The sequence below is a fragment of the Cellulomonas sp. JZ18 genome, from assembly GCF_009720485.1.
GTDB lineage: Bacteria > Actinomycetota > Actinomycetes > Actinomycetales > Cellulomonadaceae > Cellulomonas.
The window spans coordinates 283,631-305,590 of the sequence record NZ_CP045245.1 but is presented as its reverse complement, the minus strand read 5'-3'; the positions used below and the strand labels follow the sequence as shown (position 1 = coordinate 305,590).

Below are 21,960 nucleotides of genomic sequence, written 5' to 3'. Positions count from 1 at the left end.
TGTCCTGGGCAGACAGGACAAATCGGGTCAACGCGCTGGTCAGCGCCACTTCGTGACGAATGTCCAGTTCGACCGTTCTGCACCGGCGTGGGAGCGCACCCGTCTCACCAGTCGGTCGCCCCGGGAGACCCGCTCACCCGCGACCGGCATCCCGGGAAACACGAAACGCGCGGCCCGGCCCCTCGGAGACGTGAGGAGCCGGACCGCGCGTTCGCGGTCGTGCGACGGGTCAGGCGGCCGTGCGGCCCAGACCCGTGAACTGCCACCCGGCGGCGCGCCAGGCGTCCGCGGAGAGCTTGCCGCGGGCGTCGATGATCTTCGCGTGGTTCGCGATCGGCGCGAGCCGCGCCGCGTCCGCCTGCAGGAACTCGTCCCACTCGGTCAGGACGAGGACGACGTCGGCGCCCTCGACGGCCTCCTCGACACCGGTCGCGTAGGACAGCGTCGGGAACAGGCGACGGGCGGTGTCACCGGCCTCGGGGTCGTAGACCGTGACCTGCGCACCACGCAGGTGCAGCGCCGCGGCCACGTTCAGCGCCGGGCTGTCACGCACGTCGTCGGTCAGCGGCTTGAACGCCGCACCGAGCACACCGATCCGCTTGTTCAGGACCGACCCGTCGCAGGCCTCCAGCGCCAGGTCGATGACCCGCTCACGCTGACCCATGTTGATCTCGTCGACCTGCTGCAGCAGCGCCGTCGCCCGGTAGGCACCCAGCTCGTTCGCCCGGTGCATCAGCGCCCGGATGTCCTTGGGCAGGCAGCCCCCACCGAAGCCGAGACCGGCATCGAGGAACTGCCGCCCGATGCGCACGTCGTGACCCAGCGCGTCGGCCAGGACCGTCACGTCCGCACCCGCGGCCTCGCACACACCCGCGATCGCGTTGATGAACGAGATCTTCGTCGCCAGGAACGCGTTCGCGCTGACCTTGACCAGCTCCGCCGTCGGCAGGTCGGTCACCACGACCGGCGCACCCTCGGCGATCGGCGTCGCGTAGACCCGACGCAGGACCGCCTCGGCCTTGGCGGACACCCCGCCGAGCACGATGCGGTCCGGGTGCAGCGTGTCCTGCACGGCCTTGCCCTCACGCAGGAACTCCGGGTTCCACACGAGCTCGACGTCCAGGCCCGCCGGGGCCTCGGCCGCGACCAGCCCACGCAGACGCGCCGCGGTGCCGACCGGCACCGTCGACTTGCCCACGATGACCGCGTCCTTCGTCAGGTGACGGGCGATCGCCGTCGTCGCGGCCTCGACGAACCGCAGGTCCGCCGCGTGCGACGTGCGCTGCTGCGGGGTGCCCACGCACACGAAGTGCACATCACCCTGCGCCACCGCGGACGCCACGTCCGTGGTGAACCGCAGCCGACCCGTGGCCAGGTTCTTCTCCAGCAGCTCGGGCAGCCCGGGCTCGAAGAACGGGACCTTGCCCGCCTGCAGAGCGTCGACCTTGCCCTGGTCGGTGTCCACACCGACCACGTCGAAACCGAGCTCGGCCATCGCGACCGCATGCGTCGCACCGAGGTAACCGGTACCGAGAACGGTGATACGGGGGGCGTCCACCTGCGGGGCGGACGCGGTGGCCTCGGCCGCGACGGGGGCGGTCTCGGGCCGGGTGCTGCGCTGGGACTTCATCACGTGCTCCTGAGAGGTGGGGCGGGGCGTGCCGTGCAGGCCCCGCCCGGGATCAACGGGTGGCGGTCGGCGACGGGGTGGCCTGCGGGCGGGCCGGCGTCGTCGAGGTGGGCGTGGGGGTCGGGGCCGGCGTGGTGGCGGGCTCCGGCGTCGGGGCCGGCTCGGCGGGTGCCGGGACGGGCTCCGGGACGACCGCCTCGGGGCGGCCGGCGCCTCGGGGGCGGCCGGTGCGTCGGCCGGTGCGTCGGTCGGTGCGGCGAGAGCCGCGTCGAGGGCCGCCAGGGCGGCGGCCACCGGGGTGGCCCCCGGGAGGAAGCCGGCCGACGGGTCGTGGATCCCCTCGACGAACGCCGCGAGGGAGCTCGACCGCGAGGTGATGCGCCAGTCGTTCGTCACCAGCTGGCCGCCGGAGACCGTCGTCACCGCGTGGTGGAACCACGCCATGCCGATGATGTCCCCGTTCTCGGGCCGGGCGAGGGCGTCGAACAGGTCGGTGATCCACGCCGGCTTGTCGCCGCCGTACTCGGACGCACCGATCTCGGACAGGACGATCGGCTTGCCCGTGATGGCGCGGAGCTGGTCGAGCGTGCGGCCGAACGTGTAGTCGAACGTCGGCGTCTGGCCCTCGGCGTACGGCGGGCGGTAGTAGCCCGACATGCCGACCCAGTCCACGTACTCGTCACCCGGGTACAGGCTGCGCGTGTACGCGAGCGACTTGTTCGTCGCGGGCAGGTTGTTGACGATGTTCGGCGACCAGACCCAGATGACGAACGCGTTCGCGCCCTCGGCCTCGAAGATGTCGTGGACGTGCCGCCACATCTTCACGAAGTCGCCGGGCCGGTTGCCGTTGACGGGCTTGGCGTTGCTGCCCTGCTCCGCCCACGGGTACCAGTTGCCGTTCATCTCGTGGTTGAGACGGATGGCCATCGGCAGACCGTTCGCGGCGACGCCCCGGGCGTACTCGCGCAGGTAGTCGTCGAAGGCGCCGTCGATGATCCGGGGCAGCGAGTACGCCGGGTCCTCGACCTGGTTGTTGTCGGCCAGCATGGGACGCGACTCCCACGTGAGGAACGGCAGCTCGCCCTTCTCCCACGCGCGGTTGACCGCGTCGGCACGGAACGGCGAGTCCCAGCCCTGGAAGTAGCCGGCCATGTTCGGCTCGAGGCCGACCTGCCGCGCCACGTCGTCCGACTCGGCCCAGTTGAACGGCGACTGGGCCGTGTAGAGGCCGAAGTAGCGGTGGTCCGGCACCAGGAGGCTGGCCAGCGCGGGAGCCGTCGGCTTGACCGGCTTCGCCGCCTCGGCACGGGCGGCCGCGGCGGCACGAGCCGCCTCGACCTGCTTCTGCGCGACCGCGGCGCGGATGGCCGCACCCTCGGCGTCGCCACGCGCGTCGGCCAGCTGCCGCTCGAGCGCCGCCTTCTCCTTGCCGCGCTGGGCCGCGGCGGCACGCTCGGCCGCCGCCTTCTTGCGGCCCTTCTCGGCCGCGGCGGCACGCTCGGCGGCCGCCTTGTCGGCAGCGGCCGCACGCGCGGCGGCCGCCTTGTCCTGGCCGGCGGCCGCGGCTGCGGCCTTCTCGGCCTCGGCCTTGGCCTTGCCGCGCTCCGCCGCGGCGGCGCGCTCCGACTTGGCCTTGGCCTGCCAGCGCTCGACGTCCGAGAGCTGGTCGTCGCGGTCCGCGAGGATCGCGCGCAGGTCCGCGACCTCGCGCTCGAGCTCCAGCTCGGCCTCGGTCTTCGGGGTGCCGGCGGACGCGCCGGACGGGGACAGCCACACGATGCCGGTCACGGCGCCGAGGGCGAGGGCGGTCACCAGGGCGCCGAGCCGGGCGGCGAACCCGAGGCGGCCGTTGAGGCTCCACCAGTGCTTGTTCGTGCTGCGCTCAGACATAGAACACCGCCATGAGGGCGAACATCACGATCCCGATCGCGTAGGGGACGAGGGCGAGGGGGTTGTGGCGCCGGCGGGCCGGGGCCACGGTGCGGGTGCGGGCGCGGGCCGGGGCCTGCACCGCGACGCTGCCGTCACCGGCCACGGCGGTCCCGCCGGACGCGGTGCGGTCGACCAGGTCGACCGGAGCGTCCACGGACGTGCTCTCCCGCTCGAGCTGCGCCATGACGTCGTCGGCCACGGCGTCCTCCTGCCCCGCGGTGTACGCGCCGGCGCGGGTGCCCCAGCCGGCCACGTGGGCCATGCGGAAGAAGCCGATGAGCCGGATCGGCATGAGGAACATCGTCGAGACGATGATGAAGACGGGGAGGCGGAAGAAGTCCGAGGGCTTCTCCTGCAGGTGCCGGATCTGGCGGATCGCCATCGACAGCACGGACGAGACGACCATCAGGCCGATGACCCAGACCCAGCCGTTGACGCCGCTGCTCTGCAGGATCGCCTGGTAGAGGTTCACGCCCGTGCCGGACACGGCGCGGTAGACCCAGCCGGCCACCGTCCCGAAGAGCAGGAACGGCAGGATGATGTCCGTCAGGAAGAAGATCGCGAGCACCGGGGCGTGCCCGAGCATCCACGGCAGCATGCGCAGGGTGTTGTACTGCGAGCCGCGCGACCAGCGCAGCTGCTGCTTGAAGAGCTTCTTCACCTGCAGCGGGGCGTCGGTGTAGACGAGGCTCGTGTACTGGTAGACGGTGCGGTAGCCGGCCTTCAGCGTGAGGTTCGTCAGCGTGCGGTCGTCGGAGACCTCGAGGAAGACGCCGAGGAACTTCTCGTGCATGAACTTGTCCATGACCTGCATGAGGATGTGCCGGCGGAACGCGATGGTCCGGCCGGGCAGGCAGCCGATCTGGCCGAGCACCGACTGCGCGGGCATGGAGTAGAGGGCGCGGGTGTTCTCGAGCCAGTCGGCCCAGCGCGTGATCCAGGAGCGCTCGGGCTCGAGGATGCGCTGCCGGGTGGTGACGCCACCGACCGACGGGTCGGCGAACGGCTTGACCAGCTCGGGGAGGGTGCCGTCGGTCCACACGGTGTCGGAGTCGACGAGGACCGTGATCTCGCCGCGCGACATCTCGGTGCCGATCTTGACGGCGTTGCGCTTGCCGGGGATCGGCGTGTGGACGTGCTGGACGACCGGGCCGAACTCGTCGCAGACCGACTCGAGGCCGGGGTTCGGCGCGCCGTTGATGACGACGATGATCTCGTCCGGCTCCTGGTCGACGATGCGGCGCAGGACGTCGCGGAACAGGTCCAGCGGCTCGTCGACGACCGGGATCACCACGGAGGTGCTGACCTGGTACGGCGCGGTCACGGGGCGGTAGCGCCGCGACAGCACCACCTTGAGGATCCAGAGCGCCCACACGAGAGCGGAGAACACAGCGAAGAGGTAGACCTCGTTGTGCGCCTCGATCATGTGCCGCATCTGCAGGATGAAGATGAACAAGTGGATCTCCTGGAGAACCGGAGGGATCGGCTTGATCGGCTATCGGCGTCGTCGGCGCAGCCGGACACGCACGACCCCCCGTGGAGGAGGACGTACGTCTGGGCGGGGTGCGGCTGGGCCGCTGTGACCGAGGGGCGGGCCGTCGGTCCCGGTCGTCGACCGGGTCCTCTCGCACCGCCGTACCCGGGCGCCGCTGGGTGCGCACGCCGCGTCGGTGATTCGAGGATGCACCGCCCCAAAGGGTGAAGGCAAATACGTATCAGTAAATTGCCGGTAAACGGTTCAATCGGACATACGTCCACGACGCCCTGGGGCAAACCGGGTCACATCGCAGGTCAGAGGACCTGTAGGTCGGTCGTCCATGTGGTCACGCGGGTCAAGTCCGACGTGACAGAGGTCTCACGAACGGGTGAGCCTGCCCGCGCCTGGTGGGCGGTCCCGATGTGATCAGCGCCTCTTCAGCACCCCGGCGTAGTCGGGGTGGGCGTCCACCCACGAGCGGACGAAGGGGCAGACGGCGACCACGCCGCGCCCCGACGCCGAGAGCTGGTCGAGCGTCTGCCGCACGAGCGAGGAGCCGATGCCGTGCCCCTCCGCGCGCGGGTCCACCTCGGTGTGCGTGAGGACGACGTCGTCCCCCTCGACGTGGTACGCCGCGAACCCCAGCAGCTCGCCCTCCGGCGTGCGCGCCTCGAAGCGCCGCTCGTCCGGCACCTCGCTCACCACGACGTCGCTCATGCCCCGATCCTGGGGCACGGCGGCCCGTCGCGCAGGTCGAGGGTGCGTCGGCCCACCCGCCCCTGGCGACGGACCGGGTGAAGTCGAGGCAGGGCCTGGACCCGCGCACGCACCCCAGGGACGATGGCGAGGGCGAGGCAAGGGGGCGGCCATGCGCAGGTGGACCGGTGCGGTGCTCACCACGACCGCGGCGCTCGTGGGTGCGATCGCGCTCGCTCCCGTCACCGCCCCGCCCGCCACGGCCGCGCCACCGGGCGTCGCCGTGACGACGTGCACGGGCACGGCCGGCCCCGTCGTCGCGGCCGGCGACGTCGTCCTCGACGGCACGTGCAGCGTCCCCTACGTCGACGTCGGCGGGGATTTGTGGGTGCAGCCCGGCGCGTCCGTCGAGGTCCGCGGCCTCGCGCCGAGCGTCCTGGGCGAGGACGTCCTGGTGGGCAGCGGTGCCCAGCTCGTGCTCGACCGGGCCGACGTCGCGGGACGCGTCTGGCTCGACGGCGCCCGACAGCTGGCCCTGCAGGGCTCGACCGTGGGACGCAGCGTGCGCGGCACGTCCCGGCACGTGTACGCGTACCTCTCCCACGTGCACGGGGCGCTCAACGTCGCGAGCAGGCGCGGCGAGCTCGTCGGCGGGCTCTCCCTGCACGCGAGCACGGTCGGCGGCTGGGTGAACACCTACGGCGGCAATGTGTCCGTGGCGGGCGCGCACCTCGGGCGCGGGCTCACGGTCTCCTGGGCCGAGACCGTCGTCGTCTGCAGCACGCGTGTCGCCGCCGACGCGACGGTGCGGCACGCGCGGTACTGGGTGACGCTCACGGGCGTCGACGAGGAGAACCACAGCGAGTGCGGGCACGACCCCTCGCCCGTGCCCGACCAGACCGTCGTCGGCGGGAGCCTGCGGCTGCTCGACAACCGGGCCACCGAGCACCCCACCCTGGGCATCGCGGTCACGCGGACGGCTGTCGCGGGCGACCTCGAGTGCCGCGGCAACGGCGCGGTCCCCGCACTGACCGACGTGACCGTGCAGGGGCACCGCCTCGGCCAGTGCACCTGACGTCCGTGTCCGGCGGGGCACCGTCCCCACCGGGTGCGAGAGTGAGGCCATGCTCCAGCCCTACCGGGACGTCCTCGCGCGCCCTGGCGCACTCGCGTTCTCCTCGACCGGCGTCGTCGCCCGCATGCCCATGTCGATGGTCGGCATCGGCATCGTCCTCATGGTCGAGGCGCTGTACCACTCCTACGGCCTCGCGGGCCGGGTGTCGGCCGTGTTCGTCGTCGCCCAGGCCGTCTGCTCGCCGCAGATCGCCCGCCTGGTCGACCGGTACGGCCAGGCCCGCGTCATGCGGCCCGCGCTGCTCACCTCGGCCGCCGGGATCGCGCTCCTCGTCGTCGCGGCGACCCTGCGCGCGCACCCCGGCTGGCTCTACGCCGCCGCCGTGCTGTCCGGGGCGACCGTCGGGTCGTTCGGCGCGCTCGTGCGCGCACGCTGGAACCACGCGCTCGGCGACGACCCGCGGCGCGTGCACACCGCGTTCTCGCTGGAGTCCGCCCTCGACGAGCTGGTGTTCGTCGTCGGACCCGTGCTGGCCACGGTGCTGGCGACCTCGGTCGCACCGTCCGCGGGCCTGGTCGTCCCCGTCGTCGCGATGCTCCTCGGCGGGCTCGCGTTCCTCGCGCAGCGGCGCACCGAGCCGCCCGTCGCCGCGCCCGACGCCGCCGAGCAGGGCCCACGGGGCACGGTGCTCCGCTCCCCCGGCATGGTGGTCCTCGTCCTCGTCTTCGTCGCGATGGGCGCGATCTTCGGCGCCACCGACGTGTCGACCGTGGCGTTCGCCGAGGAGGTCGGGCGGCCGGCGCTGGCCGGGCCCGTGCTCGCGGTGTTCGCGCTCGGCTCGCTGGTGTCCGGGCTGCTCTACGGCGCACGGCACTGGACGTCGCCGCTGCACCGGCGGTTCGCCGTCGGCGTCATCGCGCTCGCCGTCGGGGTGTGCGCGTTCTTCCTCGCCCAGTCGCTGGCCGTGCTGGCCGTCGTCATGTTCGTCGTGGGCTTCGCGATCGCCCCGTCGATCATCAACGGCAACGCCCTCGTGCAGGGGCTCGTGCCGGCCGGCCGCCTCACCGAGGGGCTGACCTGGGTCGGCACGGCGCTGGGCGTGGGCGTCTCCGTCGGGTCGTCGGTCGCGGGCACGCGCATCGACGCGGGCGGTGCGCACGCCGGGTTCCTCGTCGTCGTCGTCGCGGGTGCCGGCGCGCTCGTCGCGACGCTGGTCGCCCTGCCGGTCCTGCGCCCGCGCGGCCGTACGCCCGGCGACGCCCCCGTCCGGCGGGTCGAGGACCTCAGCGCGAGCGCGACCGGCGGGGCGAGCGTCGCCGCGTGCGAGAACGCGTCCCAGGCGGGTCCGCGCGGCGAGACGGACGACTAGCCCGCCCCGCCCGGCTCAGTCGGCCAGCCCGCCCTCGGGGTAGCCCTGCACGAGCGTCATGTGGCCGCCGAGGTACCCGCTGACGCCCACGACGGCGCCCGCGGCGAGCACCACGGCCTTGCCGAGCCTGCGCCGGCCCTTCTTGCGCAGCAGGTACGCGCCCGCGTACATGCCGAGGCCGACGCCGTTGAGCGCGGCGTGCACGAGGCCCACGCGCTGCACGCGCCGGTTGCCGCTGAACCAGTCGGCGGCCCCGGTGAGGGCGGTCGGCAGCGCCGCGAGCACGCCGAGGCCGAGGAGCCGGTCGGCGGCCTTCTCGGCGCTGCGGCCGCCGACCAGGTCGAGGGTCGTCGCGCTGATCCACAGCCCGAGCGGCAGGTCCGTCATGAGCGGGTGCAGCGCGTGGCCGATCGGCTCGCCGTTGAGCAGGCCGCGCACGGAGTCGTTGCCCAGCACGGGCGCGTAGAAGGCCCGGGCCGCCGAGACGGCCGGGTCCAGGCCCTTCTCCTCCTCGAGCCGCAGGGTCCAGCCGAGCGCGGTGTTGTCGGTGTCGGTCGAGCGCGTGTGGGACACGGGGGCCTCCGGACGGTCGCTGCGGGACGCGGGCGCGCCTGCCGGCGCTGCGTCCAGCATGGCCGCGCCGCCCGGACCTCGCAGCGCGACCGCACTCGTCCGCGGTCGCGGGAGCGGGGCGGCGCGGCGGCGGGGGCACCGGCGCTAGGGTGCGCGCCGTGACGAGCACCGACGCCGACGCACCGCCCCTCGACCGCCTGGCGCGGGTGGTCGCGCACCTCGGCGCGGTCGTCGCGGCCGAGCGCCTCACGGGCGGGATGTTCGCGACCACCTACCGCGTGACGCTGGGCGACGGGCGCCGCGTCGTGGTCAAGACGGCACCCGTCGACGACGACCGCCTGCTCACGTACGAGCACGACCTCGTGCGCACCGAGGGCCTGGTGTACGCGCTCGCCGCGGACCGGCCCGACCTGCTCATGCCGCGCCTGCTGGCGACCGACCACAGCCGCACCGCCTTCCCCGGCGACGTCGTCGTCGCCGCCCACCTGGACGGCGTGCCGTGGGCCGACGCCGGCCTCGGCGCGCCCGCCGACGACCCGCGTGCGGCCCGCGCCGAGCGGGACCTCGGGGCGCTCATGGCCCGGCTGCACACCGTGACGGGCGAGGCGTTCGGGTACGTCGGCGCCGTGCACGCCCGCGGCGGCGCGCAGGACCCGCCGGGCACGCGCCTGCACGGCGCCACGTGGCCGGAGGCGTTCGGACGCATGCTCGACGCGCTCCTCGCGGACGCGGGCCGCTGGGGCGTCGACGTGCCCGCGCGGGAGGTGCGCGACGCCGCGGCGCGGCACCACGACGCGCTCGCCGCGGTGGTCCGGCCCGCGCTCGTGCACGGCGACCTGTGGCCCGGGAACCTCTTCGTCGACCCGGCCGACGGTGCGCTCGTCGGCGTGGTCGACGCCGAACGGGCGCTGTGGGCGGACCCGCTCGTCGAGCTCGTCGGCGCCGACCAGGTCGGGCGCGGCCCGGTCCCGGCCGGGCTGCTCTCGGGCTACGCCGCGCAGGCCGGCGCACCGCTGGACGTGACGTCCGACGCCGCGCGGGCCCGCCTGCTGCTGTACCGGCTGCACATGAGCCTCGTGCTGTGCGTGGAGGCCGTGCCCCGCCGCTACGACGCCGCCGGTGACCCGGCGTCGTTCGGGTACCTCACCCTCGCCGCACGCACCGTGCGGTGGGCGCTGGACGAGCTGGCGGCCCTCCCGGCCTAGGGCGCGGGGGCGGCCGCCGCGTCAGGCGTGCTGCGGGGCCTCGTGCGCGGCGTGGCCGACCGGCTCGAGCTGGAACGTCGAGTGGGTGGTGTCGAAGTGCTGCCCGAGGCACGCGCCGAGCGCGTCGAGCACCTCGCCGCAGCGGTTCTCGGCGAGGCACGCGTCGTCGACGACCACGTGCGCGGACAGCACGGGCACGCCGCTCGTGATGGTCCACGCGTGCAGGTCGTGCACGTCGACGACCCCCGGGACGCCCCGGATGTGCGCGCGCACGGCGGCCAGGTCGACGTCCCGCGGGGTCGACTCCAGCAGCACGTCGACCACGTCCCGCAGCAGCGACCACGCCCGCGGCACCACGAGCAGGCCGATGACGAACGAGGCGACGACGTCGGCGCGGGCCCACCCCGTCGTCGCGAGCACCACGCCGGCCACGAGCACCGCCACGGACCCGGCGAGGTCCGCGAGCACCTCGAGGTAGGCGCCGCGGACGTTGATGCTCTCGCCCCGGCCGGGTCCCAGCAGGAGCAGGCCCGCGACGTTGGCGGCCGCCCCCACCGCGGCGACGGCCAGCATCGTCCCGGACGCGACCTCGGGCGGGTCGGACCAGCGGCGGACGGCCTCGACGACGACCCACACGCCCACCCCCGCCAGCAGCAGCCCGTTCGCGAGCGCCGCGAGGACCTCCGCGCGCTGCAGGCCGAACGTGCGGCCGGCCGTCGCCGGGCGGGTCGCGAGCGCGGCCGCGACGAGGGCGATCGTGACGCCGCCGGCGTCGGTCAGCATGTGGCCCGCGTCCGCGAGGAGCGCGAGGGAGCCCGAGACGAGCCCGCCGGCGACCTGCACGGCCGCGACCACGAGCGTGAGGACGAGGACGACGGCGAGGCGCCGGCGGTGGCGTCCCGTCGCGGTGCCGTGGCGGTGCCCGGCGCTCACGCCGCGCCCTCGCCGCCGGCGCGGGCGTCGGGTCCGACGCCGAAGGCAGGGCGCACGGGGCACAGCGCGACCGCGTCCCCGCCGTGCCCGAGCAGGGCCTCGGTGGCGGCCAGCAGCGCGAGCACGTCCGCCGGGTGCGCGACCGAGAGCACGGTGGCACGCCCCTGGGGACGGGCGACGACGAGGCCGCAGTCACGCAGGCACGCGACGTGCTGCGACACCGTCGACTGCGCGAGGCTCATGTGCCGCGTCAGGTCGACCACGCGGTGCTCGCCGAGCAGCAGGTGCCGCAGGATCGCGAGGCGCGAGGGGTCGCCCAGGCACCGGAAGAGCGCGGCGGCGACGGGGACGCCGGCGTCGCCCGCCACGGCACCGTCAGACGCGGTTGTCATCGTCACCCGCCGATGATTGCGCGACGGAACCGGCCGGGACAACCCCCCGGCCGCGGACGCCGACGGGCGCGGCACCCGCAGGTGCCGCGCCCGTCGTCCGTCGCCCGGCCGTCAGGGCCGGTCGTGCACCACGCGGTCGCTCAGGACGCCGCGCAGCTGATCGACGGCCACGTCCAGTTGCCGCCGTGCTGCACGGTGAAGCCGAAGCTCACGGTCTGGCCCGCCGCGAGCGCGCCGCTGCCGCTCGGGCGCATGGTCATGACGTTGCCGGACGAGTCCCACGTCGGGGAGCCGTTCCACGTCGCGATGATGCGCTGCGGGTAGCGGACGGTCACCGTGGAGGTCCAGCTGCTGATGTCCGTGTTGGCGCGGATGGTCACCGTGCCGTTGAACCGGTCGTTCCACTTCTGGCCCTCGGAGTACGTGGCCGTGCAGCTCGCGCCGGGGTTCGGCGCGGGCGTCGTCGGGTTCGGCGCGGGCGTCGTCGGGTTCGGCGCGGGCGTCGTCGGGTTCGGCGCGGGCGTCGTCGGGTTCGGCACCGGCGTGCCGCCCTGGTTCAGCTGGTTGAGGACGCTCGTGTACGCGGCCTTCTTGTTGCCCGACCCGTCGAAGAGCAGGGGCGTGCCCGACGCGCGCCACGAGTCGGTGTCCCGCACGCCCCACACCGTGATGCCGGTGCAGCGGGCGACGGAGAGGCAGGCCTGCACGACACCCTGGTACTGCTGCGCCTGCGAGCTGCCCGACCCCTCGATGTCGAGCTCGGTGATCTGCACGTCGACGCCGAGGGCCGCGAAGTTGCGCAGCGTGACGTCGTAGTTGGACGGCACCGGGTTGCCCGAGTTGAAGTGGGCCTGGAAGCCGACGCAGTCGATCGGGACGCCGCGCGCCTTGAAGTCGCGGACCATGTTGTACACGGCCTGCGTCTTGGCGTGCTGCCAGTTGTCGGTGTTGTAGTCGTTGTAGCAGAGCTTGGCGCCCGGGTCGGCGGCGCGGGCGGCCCGGAAGGCGGCCTCGATCCAGTCGTTGCCGGTGCGCTGCAGGTTCGAGTCGCGGCGCGCACCCGACGAGCCGTCGGCGAACGCCTCGTTCACGACGTCCCAGGAGTGGATCTTGCCGCGGTAGTACGACGCGACCTGCGTGACGTGGTCGAGCATGGCGGTGCGCAGCGCGCTGCCGGACATGTTCTGCATCCAGCCCGGCTGCTGCGAGTGCCAGGCGAGCGCGTGCCCACGGACCTGCTTGCCGTTCTGGCGTGCCCAGTTGACGATGCGGTCGCCGCTGGACCAGTTGAACTGGCCGCGGCTGGGCTGCATCGCGTCCATCTTCATCTCGTTCTCGGCCGTGATCATGTTGAACTCGCGGTTCGCGATGGTCGTGTAGGTCGAGTCGTTCAGCCGGCTCGCGGCGATCGCGGTGCCGAAGTAGCGGCCGCTCTCGGCCGCGGCCGCCTGCAGCGTCGCGCCGGCGGCGAACGCCGGGACGGCGAGCGTCACGGCCAGCGTGGCGGCGGCGGCGCCGCTCACGACGCCGGTCAGGCGACGTCGCGCCCTCTGACGTGGGGTCGTCATCGAACCCTCCTCGGGGTGGTGGGACAGACCGGCGGGGACCGGCACGCCACCCTCCGACGCCTCCGCGAAGCCGGTCAACGGGTGCCGGACACCGATCGGGTTTCGGCCGGCTTTCGAACCGTTTCATCACTCCGGAGGGTGATCTCTATCGATGTAGACGCGCCTCGGCGGGTAGTCTGGCGCCGCGCCAGCGGTGCAGGTGCAACGAGTTGCCAGAGCGCCGTTCGGAACTATCGGAGCCTCGGCGCCCCGTGCGAGCCGGGTCCGGACGTGCGACGGGGCCGCACGGGACGGCCCCTCTCACCGTCCCGCACGGCCCCGCCGGCCCTCCCCCGCAGGGGCCTGCGTCAGCCCTTCACGGCACCCGTCAGCCCACCGACGATGCGCCGCTCGAAGAGGCTGAAGAACACGAGCGCCGGCAGCATCGCCAGCGACGTGAAGGCCAGCACCTTGGCGGTGTCCACGGAGTACTCCGACGCGAAGGCCTGCACCCCGAGCGGGAGCGTGAAGGCGTCCGCGTCGTTGAGGATGAACAGCGGCAGCAGGTAGCTGTTCCAGCTCGCGATGAACGCGAGGATCCCGACCGTGATGACGCCGGGCAGCGACAGCGGAAGCACCATGCGCCAGAAGAAGCCCAGGCGGCTGCACCCGTCGATCGCCGCCGCCTCCTGCAGCTCCGTGGGGATCGCCCGCAGGAACGGCACGAGGATGATGACGGTGGTCGGCAGCGCGAACGCGATCTGCGGCAGGATCACCCCGCCGAGGTCGTTCATCAGGCCCAGCGTCCGCACGAGGATGTACAGCGGCGTGATGGCCACGGTCATCGGGAACATCAGGCCCGCCGCGAACAGCGCGTACATGAGCCCCTGCCCGCGGAACCGGTAGCGGGCGAGGACGAAGCTCACCATGAGCCCGAGCGCGACGACGCCGACCGTGGTGGCCAGGGCCGCGACCGTCGAGTTCGCGACCTGCCGCCAGAACACCCCGCCGCCGAGCACGTCGAGGTAGTTGCCCGCCTGCCAGGGCGAGGGCAGGCCCGACGGGTCGGAGGTGATCTGCGCGTTGGTGCGGAACCCGCCGACCACCACGTACGCGACCGGTGCGAGCATCGCGATGATCAGCAGGGTCGCCACCGCGTACACCGCGGGGCTGCCCCAGGGCAGCGGGGCCCGGGCCCGGCGGCCCCGCAGGAGGCGGGGTGCCGGCCGCAGCGGCGGCGGGGCGAGGGACGAGGCGGCCATCAGCGCGCACCTCCCGTGAGGGCGCCCTCGGTGTCCCGGCGCAGCACGAAGCGCTGGTAGACGAGGGCGGCGACGAGCGAGATCAGGAAGAGCACGACCGCGACCGCGTTGCCGTAGCCGTAGCTGCCGGCGTTGCGGCCGTACGAGACCATGTAGGTCGCCATCGTCGAGGTGCCCGCCGTGGAGGCGATGTACTGGCCCCAGATGATGTAGACGAGGTCGAACAGCTGCAGCGAGCCGATGATCGACAGGAACGCCCAGATGCGCAGCGTCGGCCCCAGCAGCGGCAGCGTGATCCGGCGCTGCACCTGCCAGTAGGACGCGCCGTCGATCGCCGCGGCCTCGTGCAGCTCCTCCGGGATCCCCTGCAGGCCGGCGAGGAAGATGATCACGGCGAACCCGACGTACTTCCACGTGATGATCCCCATGAGGGTCCACATCGCGATGTCGGGGTCGGACAGCCACTCGTTCTCGAGCGCGCCGAGGCCGATCTTGCCCAGCAGGTCGTTGAGCGCGCCGGTGCTCTGGAGCATGAGGCTCCAGCCGGTGCCGACGACGACCTCGGAGATCACGTACGGCACGAAGATCAGGACGCGGATGAGCGACTGGCCGCGCATGCGCCGGTTGAGCAGCAGCGCGAGCAGGACCGCCGCCGGTCCCTGCAGCACGAGTGAGAGCACGACGATCGTCGCGTTGTGCCGCAGGGCGTCGTGGAACAGCGGGTCCTGCAGGATCGTGACGTAGTTCTTCAGCCCCACGAAGTCCGTCGGCACCCCGTACCCCTCCCAGCGGAAGAAGCCGTAGTACGCGGCCATGACCACGGGGAAGATCACGAAGGCGAGGAAGACGATCAGGGCGGGGCCGGACAGCGCGGCGATCTCGAGGCGCTCGGCCCAGCCGAGGCCGGGCCGACGCCGGACCGGCGGGGGCGGCACCACGGGGGTGCCGCTCCCGCCGGCCGGCAGGTCGCCGCGCGAGCCCGCGGGGGGCGAGTTCTCGCGGATGGACGTCATCGGGTCCGGTGCCCCTAGGACCGCGCCGCGGCGTCGTTGACCGCCTCGACGATGCCCGCGGCGTCGCGCTTGCCGGCGAGCATGTCGACGACGCCCACGTTGAGCGCGTTGCCGACGTTCTGGCCGTACACCGTGTCGAGCCACTGCGAGACGTACGGCGCGGCGTTGTACGCGGCGAGCACGTTCTGCAGGTAGGGCTCCTCGATGACCTTCTGCGACTCGGTGTTCACCGTGGGCGCGTTGAACGCGCGGTAGTAGTCCTCCTGCACGTCGGTGCGCGCGATGAAGTTGAGGAAGTCCGCGCACTCCTGCTCCGGCGCCTGGGCCGAGCACGAGTAGCCGTCGACCCCGCCGAGGATCGAGCCCGGCTCGCCCTCGCCGCCCGGGACCTCCGGGAACGGGAACCAGTCGAGGTCGGGCAGCGGCTGCTCGTCCGGCGTGAGGGACGCGATGACCCCGGGGTTCCACGCGCCCATGAGCTCCATGGCGGCCTGGTGGTTGGCGAGCAGACCCGCGGACGAGCCGGCGCCCTGCTGCGCGGCCGTGGTGAGGAAGCCCTCGTTGAAGGGCTCGGTGTCCGCGAAGGCCTTGAGGTTCTCCGCCGCGTCGACCCAGCACGGGTCGTCGAACGTCATGGACTCCGCGGCCGCCTCGAGCGTGTCCGGGCTGCACGCGCGCAGCGCGAAGAAGTAGTACCAGTGGGCCGCCGGCCAGGCGTCCTTGGCACCGAGCGCGACCGGCTGGATCCCCGCGGCCTTGAGCGCGGACACCGCGGCGTCCAGCTCGTCGATCGTGGTCGGCGTCGACGTGATCCCGGCCTGGGCGAACAGGTCCTTGCTGTACCAGATGCCGCCGGGCAGCACCGCGATGGGCATCGCGTACGTCTTGCCCTCGATCTGGTTCGCCTTGAACGAGCCCTCGGGGATGAGCTCCTTGGTCTCGTCCGTGATGAGGTCGCTGATGTCGAGCAGCTGGTTGGCCCGGACCATCGCGGCCATCTTGCCGCCGCCGCGCTGCAGGAAGATGTCCGGCGCGTCGCCCGAGTTGAGGGCCGTCTGGAGCTTGCCGTCGAGGTCCTCGTTCTGGATCGACTGGACCTTGATGGTGACGCCGGGGTTCTCCTCCATGAACGCGGCGACGGTGTCGTCCCAGAACTGCTTGCCGGCGCCCGTGGACGCGTTGTGCCAGAACGTCATCGAGACGTCGCCGCCGTCACCGCCGGATCCGCCGTCACCGCCGCCGCCGCACGCCGCCAGTCCGCCGGCGCACACGAGCGCCGCGGTCGAGGCCGCCAGCACCTTCCTGATGTTCATCCGAGCTGCCTTCCTACTCCTCGTCGAGTACCGGCCGGATGGCCCGAGGACGCTCCCGGGTGGCGCCGCGAGGGCGTGCGCCGCCGGCTCGTCTGCATCGTTGTAGACGAGCGTCCGGCTGCCACCGTGGCAAGGGCGAAGTGTCCGTGTCAATCGATGTAGATCACGGTTCGGTCACGCGGGGGACGACGTCGGGCCGGGGTGCCGCGGGCGGTGAGGAGGGCCGCGGGGCGGGCGGCGAGGAGGCCGGCGGGGCGGGCCGTGCCGGCGGCGTCGTGGCGGCGACCACCGCGGCGTCGATGCGGGCCTGCACGCGCCGCGCGGCACGTCGCCGCAGCGCGCGGACGGCGACGAGCAGGGCCGCGACCAGCGCGAGGAGCGCCAGCTGCGACCACGGCGGCGTCCACGCCGTCACCTCCACGGCGGTCGCCTCGAGCCGTGCGTCGACCGCGTCCTCGCCGACGACCGTCGGCGCGACGTGCACGCGCACGCCCGTGCGCAGCAGCGGCCACGCGGGCAGGTCCACCACCTCCTGCGCCGACCCGCCGGGCAGCACCTCGCGCCGGTCCGCGTCGCGGTGCGTCGCGCCGGCACCGAAGGGCCCGGAGGCGGACACGGTCCCCCGCGCGCCCAGGCGCACGTCGCCGCTGTTCACCAGCGCGTACGTCACGCGCACCGTGCCGGGGGAGAAGGGGTTCCACGACGGCTGCCACCGCGCCCGCACGTCGTCCGCCACGAGCCGGGCGGTCACCTCGCCCGCCACGCGCAGGTGCACGCGGACGCCGACCCGCGCGGCGAAGCGCACCCGGCTCGGTCCCGCGTCGACGAGCTCGGCCACGACCCCCGCCGGGTGGTCGCCCGGGCGGGCGTCGGCCGGCACCGCGATCGTCAGCGGGACCGTCACGGCGGACGCCGCCGGCACGCTCACGCGCAGGCTGCCCGGCCCCAGCCGCTCGGCGCCCTCGACGTCGCCGAGCGTGACCCACGCGCCGCCGTCACGGGGCCCCTCGTCCACCGGCAGGACGTCGAAGTCGCCGGCCGGCGACACGGTGCCGTCCCCGACGTGCACCAGGAACGTCGCCGGGGCCTCCCCGAGGTTGGCGACCGTGACGTGGTCCGCGACGGACGCCCCCGGGTCGAGGACGTGCCGCAGCGAGACCCGGCCGTCCGGTCCCTCGGCGGAGGACGGCTGCATCGTCCAGGTGACGGGCGCCGCGGGCGCGACGGGCGCCGCCGACGGCGCGACGGGTTCGGGGGCCGGGGCCGCCGCCGCCGGCGGGACGACCGCGAGCGCGACGAGCGGGACGAGCGCGGCCAGCGCGGCGCGCAGCGTGCCGGGGAGCATGGGACCTCCTGGTGGCCTGCGTGCGCGCACGGCGGCGGCCGCCGTGCGCGCACGCGTGGGGACGGCGCCCCGGGTCAGTCGACGGGGAACAGCGAGAGCGTCACCGCGCCCTCGTAGGTCCCCGGCCGGGTGTCGACGGGCACCTCGAGCCGCAGCTGGGCCCCGAGCGTCGCCGAGCCCTGCCGGCCCTCGGGCCCGGCCGTGGCCAGCCGCGCCGGCACGGCGAGGCCGTCGCCGCCGGCGAGCCGGGTGGCGCGTGCGTCCCCGGCGACCAGGCCGGCCCGCGGCGTCGTCACCCGCGGCACCCACCCGAGGTGCTCGCCCCCGAGCACCCGCGTGCCGGAGGTGAAGGTGTGCGCCTGGCCGTTGACGGCCCAGCCCCCCGCACCCGCCTGCGCGACCGACCGCGAGTCGCTCACGGTCACGTCCGGCAGCTCCCCGGTGAAGCGCAGGCGGTCGCCCGCGTTCTGCGCCGGCCCGAGGTCGACGGCCCGGTCGCCCGCCACCGTGAGCGCGAGCACCCCGCCCGCCTCCTCGGGCACGGTCGCGCGGACCGTCACGTCGCCCGTCGTCTCCCGGAAGATCCGGGGCAGGAAGTCGATCAGGTTGGCCTGCCACGTGTCGAACCCGTGCGGGCCCTGGGTGACGCCGGCGAACTCGTGCTCCACGCCGCGCTCGTCCAGCAGGCGCAGCAGGTCCATGGTCAGGCCGTAGGTGAAGTCGCTGACGTCACCGGTGTACATCCGGGCCAGGCGCGTGCCCGCGTTGACCGCGGCCGGGTCGAACTGCGGCGTGCCGAAGAACAGCCCGCCGGAGAACGCGCCGATCCACTGGAACTCGCCCGGGTGCGTGAGCCACGTGTTGAGCGTGTTCATGGCGCCCATCGAGAGCCCCGCCAGCGCCTGCCGCGCGCCGTCGGGCGCGATGTTGTACTCCGCGCGTGCCGCCGGCGCGAGGTTCTCCAGCAGCTCCGCCGGGAAGTCGGGCACGTTGCCGTTGCCCATCACGACGACCATCGGGACGATCGCCCCGTCGACGGAGTGGTTGTCGAGGATCTGCTTCGCGCGGCCGACCTCGACCCAGTCGCCCCAGCTCTGCCCGCCGCCGTGGTTGAGGTACAGCACGGGGTACGGCTCCGCGCGGTCCGCGTCGTAGCCGGGCGGCGTCCACACGTAGGCCGAGCGCTCCTCGCCGGCGACCGCGCTGTCGTACGTCAGCACGGACAGCTCCCCGCCGCGGCCCTCGGGGACGTCGGTGAGCATGCGGTCGGTCTCGCCCGGCACGAACAGCGGGCTGACCCCGGTGAGGGTGTTCACCGTGTCGGCGGGGTCCTTGTGGTCCACGCCGTCGACGACGTAGCGGTAGTAGTAGAAGCCGTCGAGCGGGCCGACCTGCACGCGCCACCGGTCGCCGACCTTCGTCATCGGCACCCGGAACCACGCGCCGTTGGGCGCCCAGTTGGCCCACACCGTCACGTCCTTCGCGTCGGCCCACTGCGTGCCGGTCTCGAAGGTGACGATGCCGTGCTCGTCGACGTGCGGGGTCGTGACCGACCCCGGCGCGGGTGGCGTGTACGGCGCGTCGAGCGGGCGGTGCCCGGCCCGCGGGCCGTGGTCGTCGACGTCCCGGAACAGGCGCCCCGCGAAGTCCCGCAGGCCCTCGCGCCACGTGTCCCACGTGCCGCCCGAGTCGGGGTCGACGCCGTCGAACTCGTGCTCGACGCCCGCCGCCGTGAGGGTGCGCAGCAGCGCGTACGTGCGGTTGAACGACGGGTCGAGCTCGTTGCCCACGTAGACGCGCAGCAGGTCGGTGCGGGCGTTGACCTCCTCCGCCGTGGCGGCGCTCAGCGACCCGTTGAGCCGGCCCGAGAACGCGCCGACGGAGCCGAACGCGCCCGGGTCCGTGCGCAGGACGCCCAGCGCCTGCGCCGCACCGTCCCCGATGCCCGCGACGGCCTGGTCGTCGCCCCGGTCGGAGACGTGGAAGGCGTCGCGCGTGGCGGTGACCACCCCGTCGAGCAGCTCGGTGCGCGCGTCGCCGCCGCCGACCTGCGCCATGACGACGACCATCGGCTCGAGCCGGCCCTCGGCGGCCAGGTTGTCCAGCACCTGCGGGGCGCGGCCCAGCTCGGCCCACTCGCGCGCCGACTGGTCGCCGTCCGCCAGCAGGTACAGCACCGGGTAGGCGTCGGCGCGCTCGTCGTCGTAGCCCGGGGGCGTCCAGACGAGGGCCTCGTGCTCGTCGTCCGTGGACGGGCTCGTCCACGTCAGCTCCTCGACGGCGCCGCCCGCGGGCACGTCGGCCATCCACTGCACCGACGGGCCGGGCACGAAGAACGTGTTCCACGTCGGGTGCGAGGTCACGGCGACGGGGCTGGTCGGCTCCTTGAAGGACGTCTTCGTCCGGTCCGCCGCGGTCGCCGTGTACTGGTAGTGGTACAGCCCCGGCGCGAGCGGGCCCACCGTGCCCTGGTAGCTCTCGCCGCTGGGGTCGAGCGCCAGGTCCGACCAGGTGCCGCTCGGCCCGATGTTCCCCTGCAGCTCGAGCACCGCGGGGCGCTCGCCCACGATCCGCTCGGCCTCGGCCTGGGGGACCGTGAACCGGTGGTACCCCTCCGGGATCACCGACACCCACGGGTCGGGCGCCGGCCCCTCCGCCGCCGCGGCGCCGGACGCGCCGCTCACCGCCGCACCCAGCACGAGTGCCGCGCCGGCCGCGGAGGCCGGCAGCAGCCGTCCGACCGTGCGTGCGCCACCGGGCCCTCCTCGAGTCATCGCCATCGATTCCTCCTCGCGTCGCCGGGCGGCGGGCGCGCGACGTCCTGGACCCTCCGGCCCGTGACGCACCGCTCTCCCCCGCCCGGCCGGTCCCGACCCGCCGGCATCTACAACGTTGCACGACGACCGCACTTCTACAACGTCGTAGAAGACGGGTCGCCCGAATCGTCGCGGTTGTCCGAGGCAGCCGTCAAGAGGTGCGATGACAGGTGGGGCGGGGGCCGGGGCCAGACCGGGCGCAGCGGACGGCAGCGCACCCTCCGAGGCGGGGCGCCGGCGGCGAGGCCGCGGCGTCAGCGGTCGCGACGGGGCGTGCTCTCGCGCTCCACGATCCGCAGGTCGGCCAGGTGCAGCACCGGCGGCGCAGGCACGTCCGGCGGGGACAGCCGCTCCTCGACCCGCCGCACGATCAGCTCGACCGCCACGTCGGCGATCTCCCGCCGGCCCGGGTCGACGGTCGTCAGCGACGGCACGGAGTAGCGCGCGTCCTCGATGTCGTCGAACCCGATCACGGCGACGTCGCGCGGGATCGCCAGGCCGCGCACCTGCAGCTCGAACATCGCCCCGATCGCCAGCGCGTCGTTGAAGGCGACGACGCCGTCCACGGGCGCCCCGGTGTCCAGCACCGCGGCCATGGCGCGCGCGCCGTTGGCCCGGTGCCAGCCGTCGTCCGCCCACCCGAGCAGGCGCTCGTCGACCTGCATGCCCCGCGCCGCCAGCGCCTCGCGGTAGCCCGTGAAGCGCAGCGCGGCCGACCCGGCGGTCTCGGCGTGCAGCATGCCGATGACCGCGATGTGCCGCCGGCCCGCGTCGAGCAGCAGGTCCGTCGCGGCACGCGAGCCCTCGACGTTGCGCATCGTCACGTGGTCCACGCGCGGGGAGAAGATCTGCTCGCCCAGCAGCACCAGCGGGTAGCCGACCTCCTCCAGCAGCGGCGCGTCGCCCTGCTCCAGCGCGGCCGGGCTGAAGACGAGCCCGTCGATGAGGCCCCGGCGCGGCTCGCGCAGCGCCGCCAGCTCGCCCTCGCGCGTGAAGCCGGTCGGCTCGATCAGCACCTGCACGCCGTGCCGGCGCGCGGCGGCCAGCACCTCGTCGGCCAGCTCGCCGAAGTACGGCTGCCCCAGCTCCGGCACCGCGAGGCCGATCATCCCGGTGCGGCCGGAGCGCAGGCTGCGCGCCGTCACGTTCAGCTCGTAGCCGAGCTCGTCGATGGCGGCGAGCACACGGCTGCGGGTGGTCTCACGGATGTACGGGTAGCCGTTGAGGACGTTCGAGACCGTCTTCACCGAGACGCCGGCGAGCCGCGCGACGTCGACCATCGTCGCCACAACGACCCCCTTCGCGACGTCGCGCCACGGCCGCGGCGGCCCGGTGCCCCGCGCCGGAGCCCCGGCAATCTACCGGACCGGTGGACGACGCCG

16 protein-coding genes and 1 pseudogene are annotated in these 21,960 nt (G+C 74.0%); 3 read left to right on the top strand and 14 right to left on the bottom strand.

Annotated elements, in window-relative coordinates; translation table 11 throughout:
- Positions 1-229: 229 nt before the first annotated feature.
- The 4 genes and pseudogenes from GC089_RS01370 to GC089_RS01355 all read right to left on the bottom strand — a co-directional run bounded on the left by GC089_RS01370 (position 230) and on the right by GC089_RS01355 (position 5,756).
- Positions 230-1,630, bottom strand: coding sequence for a UDP-glucose/GDP-mannose dehydrogenase family protein (locus GC089_RS01370; protein ID WP_155378859.1), 1,401 nt, complete (start codon positions 1,628-1,630; stop codon positions 230-232).
- Positions 1,631-2,281: 651 nt separating this feature from the next.
- Positions 2,282-2,677: pseudogene (locus GC089_RS19570) on the bottom strand (glycoside hydrolase family 26 protein); the annotation flags it as partial.
- Positions 2,678-3,512: 835 nt separating this feature from the next.
- Positions 3,513-5,018 carry a glycosyltransferase family 2 protein gene (locus tag GC089_RS01360; protein WP_155376173.1) on the bottom strand — a complete coding sequence of 502 codons (1,506 nt, stop codon included), beginning with the start codon at positions 5,016-5,018 and terminating at the stop codon, positions 3,513-3,515.
- A 447-nt stretch (positions 5,019-5,465) separates the two neighbouring features.
- The gene (locus GC089_RS01355; protein ID WP_155376172.1) at positions 5,466-5,756 is read right to left on the bottom strand and encodes a GNAT family N-acetyltransferase; all 291 of its coding nucleotides are present in this window, start codon (positions 5,754-5,756) and stop codon (positions 5,466-5,468) included.
- A 151-nt stretch (positions 5,757-5,907) separates the two neighbouring features.
- Here GC089_RS01355 and GC089_RS01350 point away from each other — a divergent pair, with 151 nt between their 5' ends.
- Together GC089_RS01350 and GC089_RS01345 are read left to right on the top strand one after the other, a co-directional pair.
- A complete protein-coding gene (locus GC089_RS01350; protein ID WP_155376171.1) occupies positions 5,908-6,810 on the top strand; it encodes a hypothetical protein in 903 nt (300 codons plus the stop codon).
- Positions 6,811-6,859: 49 nt separating this feature from the next.
- Positions 6,860-8,179, top strand: coding sequence for an MFS transporter (locus GC089_RS01345; RefSeq protein WP_155376170.1), 1,320 nt, complete (start codon positions 6,860-6,862; stop codon positions 8,177-8,179).
- 15 nt (positions 8,180-8,194) lie between these two features.
- Here the strand turns inward: GC089_RS01345 and GC089_RS01340 are convergent, their stop codons facing one another.
- Positions 8,195-8,752, bottom strand: a complete 558-nt coding sequence (locus GC089_RS01340) for a DUF2231 domain-containing protein (protein WP_155376169.1) — start codon at positions 8,750-8,752, stop codon at positions 8,195-8,197.
- Positions 8,753-8,910: 158 nt separating this feature from the next.
- On the opposite strand from GC089_RS01340, the gene GC089_RS01335 reads away from it, so the two are divergent.
- On the top strand, positions 8,911-9,957 hold the full coding sequence (locus GC089_RS01335) for a phosphotransferase family protein (RefSeq protein WP_230684980.1): 1,047 nt from the start codon (positions 8,911-8,913) through the stop codon (positions 9,955-9,957).
- A 21-nt stretch (positions 9,958-9,978) separates the two neighbouring features.
- Here the strand turns inward: GC089_RS01335 and GC089_RS01330 are convergent, their stop codons facing one another.
- The 9 genes from GC089_RS01330 to GC089_RS01290 form a co-directional block, all read right to left on the bottom strand.
- A complete protein-coding gene (locus GC089_RS01330) occupies positions 9,979-10,890 on the bottom strand; it encodes a cation diffusion facilitator family transporter (protein ID WP_155376168.1) in 912 nt (303 codons plus the stop codon).
- Positions 10,887-11,282 (bottom strand): metalloregulator ArsR/SmtB family transcription factor, encoded by a 396-nt coding sequence (locus tag GC089_RS01325; protein ID WP_155376167.1) that lies wholly within the window; start codon positions 11,280-11,282, stop codon positions 10,887-10,889. The genes GC089_RS01330 and GC089_RS01325 overlap by 4 nt, the downstream gene beginning before the upstream one ends.
- Positions 11,283-11,422: 140 nt before the next feature.
- The gene (locus GC089_RS01320; protein ID WP_155376166.1) at positions 11,423-12,850 is read right to left on the bottom strand and encodes an endo-1,4-beta-xylanase; all 1,428 of its coding nucleotides are present in this window, start codon (positions 12,848-12,850) and stop codon (positions 11,423-11,425) included.
- Positions 12,851-13,197: 347 nt separating this feature from the next.
- Entirely contained in the window at positions 13,198-14,091 is an 894-nt protein-coding gene (locus GC089_RS01315; RefSeq protein WP_155376165.1) for a carbohydrate ABC transporter permease, read from the bottom strand.
- Positions 14,091-15,104 carry a carbohydrate ABC transporter permease gene (locus GC089_RS01310; protein ID WP_155376164.1) on the bottom strand — a complete coding sequence of 338 codons (1,014 nt, stop codon included), beginning with the start codon at positions 15,102-15,104 and terminating at the stop codon, positions 14,091-14,093. Before GC089_RS01310 ends, GC089_RS01315 begins: the two co-directional genes overlap by 1 nt.
- A 14-nt stretch (positions 15,105-15,118) precedes the next feature.
- On the bottom strand, positions 15,119-16,417 hold the full coding sequence (locus GC089_RS01305) for an ABC transporter substrate-binding protein (RefSeq protein ID WP_155376163.1): 1,299 nt from the start codon (positions 16,415-16,417) through the stop codon (positions 15,119-15,121).
- A 163-nt stretch (positions 16,418-16,580) separates the two neighbouring features.
- Positions 16,581-17,762 carry a hypothetical protein gene (locus GC089_RS01300; protein ID WP_155376162.1) on the bottom strand — a complete coding sequence of 394 codons (1,182 nt, stop codon included), beginning with the start codon at positions 17,760-17,762 and terminating at the stop codon, positions 16,581-16,583.
- Positions 17,763-17,836: 74 nt separating this feature from the next.
- A complete protein-coding gene (locus tag GC089_RS01295; protein WP_155376161.1) occupies positions 17,837-20,542 on the bottom strand; it encodes an esterase family protein in 2,706 nt (901 codons plus the stop codon).
- 290 nt (positions 20,543-20,832) lie between these two features.
- Entirely contained in the window at positions 20,833-21,858 is a 1,026-nt protein-coding gene (locus GC089_RS01290; protein ID WP_155378857.1) for a LacI family DNA-binding transcriptional regulator, read from the bottom strand.
- Between the last annotated feature and the right edge of the window lie 102 nt (positions 21,859-21,960).

Bases quoted from the DNA above. Each gene is read 5' to 3' on its own strand.
- GC089_RS01370 (WP_155378859.1), bottom strand. From the start codon at position 1,630: ATGAAGTCCCAGCGCAGCACCCGGCCCGAGACCGCCCCCGTCGCGGCC.
- GC089_RS01355 (WP_155376172.1), bottom strand. From the start codon at position 5,756: ATGAGCGACGTCGTGGTGAGCGAGGTGCCGGACGAGCGGCGCTTCGAG.
- GC089_RS01350 (WP_155376171.1), top strand. From the start codon at position 5,908: ATGCGCAGGTGGACCGGTGCGGTGCTCACCACGACCGCGGCGCTCGTG.
- GC089_RS01345 (WP_155376170.1), top strand. From the start codon at position 6,860: ATGCTCCAGCCCTACCGGGACGTCCTCGCGCGCCCTGGCGCACTCGCG.
- GC089_RS01325 (WP_155376167.1), bottom strand. From the start codon at position 11,282: ATGACAACCGCGTCTGACGGTGCCGTGGCGGGCGACGCCGGCGTCCCC.
- GC089_RS01320 (WP_155376166.1), bottom strand. From the start codon at position 12,850: ATGACGACCCCACGTCAGAGGGCGCGACGTCGCCTGACCGGCGTCGTG.
- GC089_RS01315 (WP_155376165.1), bottom strand. From the start codon at position 14,091: ATGGCCGCCTCGTCCCTCGCCCCGCCGCCGCTGCGGCCGGCACCCCGC.
- GC089_RS01310 (WP_155376164.1), bottom strand. From the start codon at position 15,104: ATGACGTCCATCCGCGAGAACTCGCCCCCCGCGGGCTCGCGCGGCGAC.
- GC089_RS01305 (WP_155376163.1), bottom strand. From the start codon at position 16,417: ATGAACATCAGGAAGGTGCTGGCGGCCTCGACCGCGGCGCTCGTGTGC.
- GC089_RS01300 (WP_155376162.1), bottom strand. From the start codon at position 17,762: ATGCTCCCCGGCACGCTGCGCGCCGCGCTGGCCGCGCTCGTCCCGCTC.
- GC089_RS01295 (WP_155376161.1), bottom strand. From the start codon at position 20,542: ATGGCGATGACTCGAGGAGGGCCCGGTGGCGCACGCACGGTCGGACGG.
- GC089_RS01290 (WP_155378857.1), bottom strand. From the start codon at position 21,858: ATGGTCGACGTCGCGCGGCTCGCCGGCGTCTCGGTGAAGACGGTCTCG.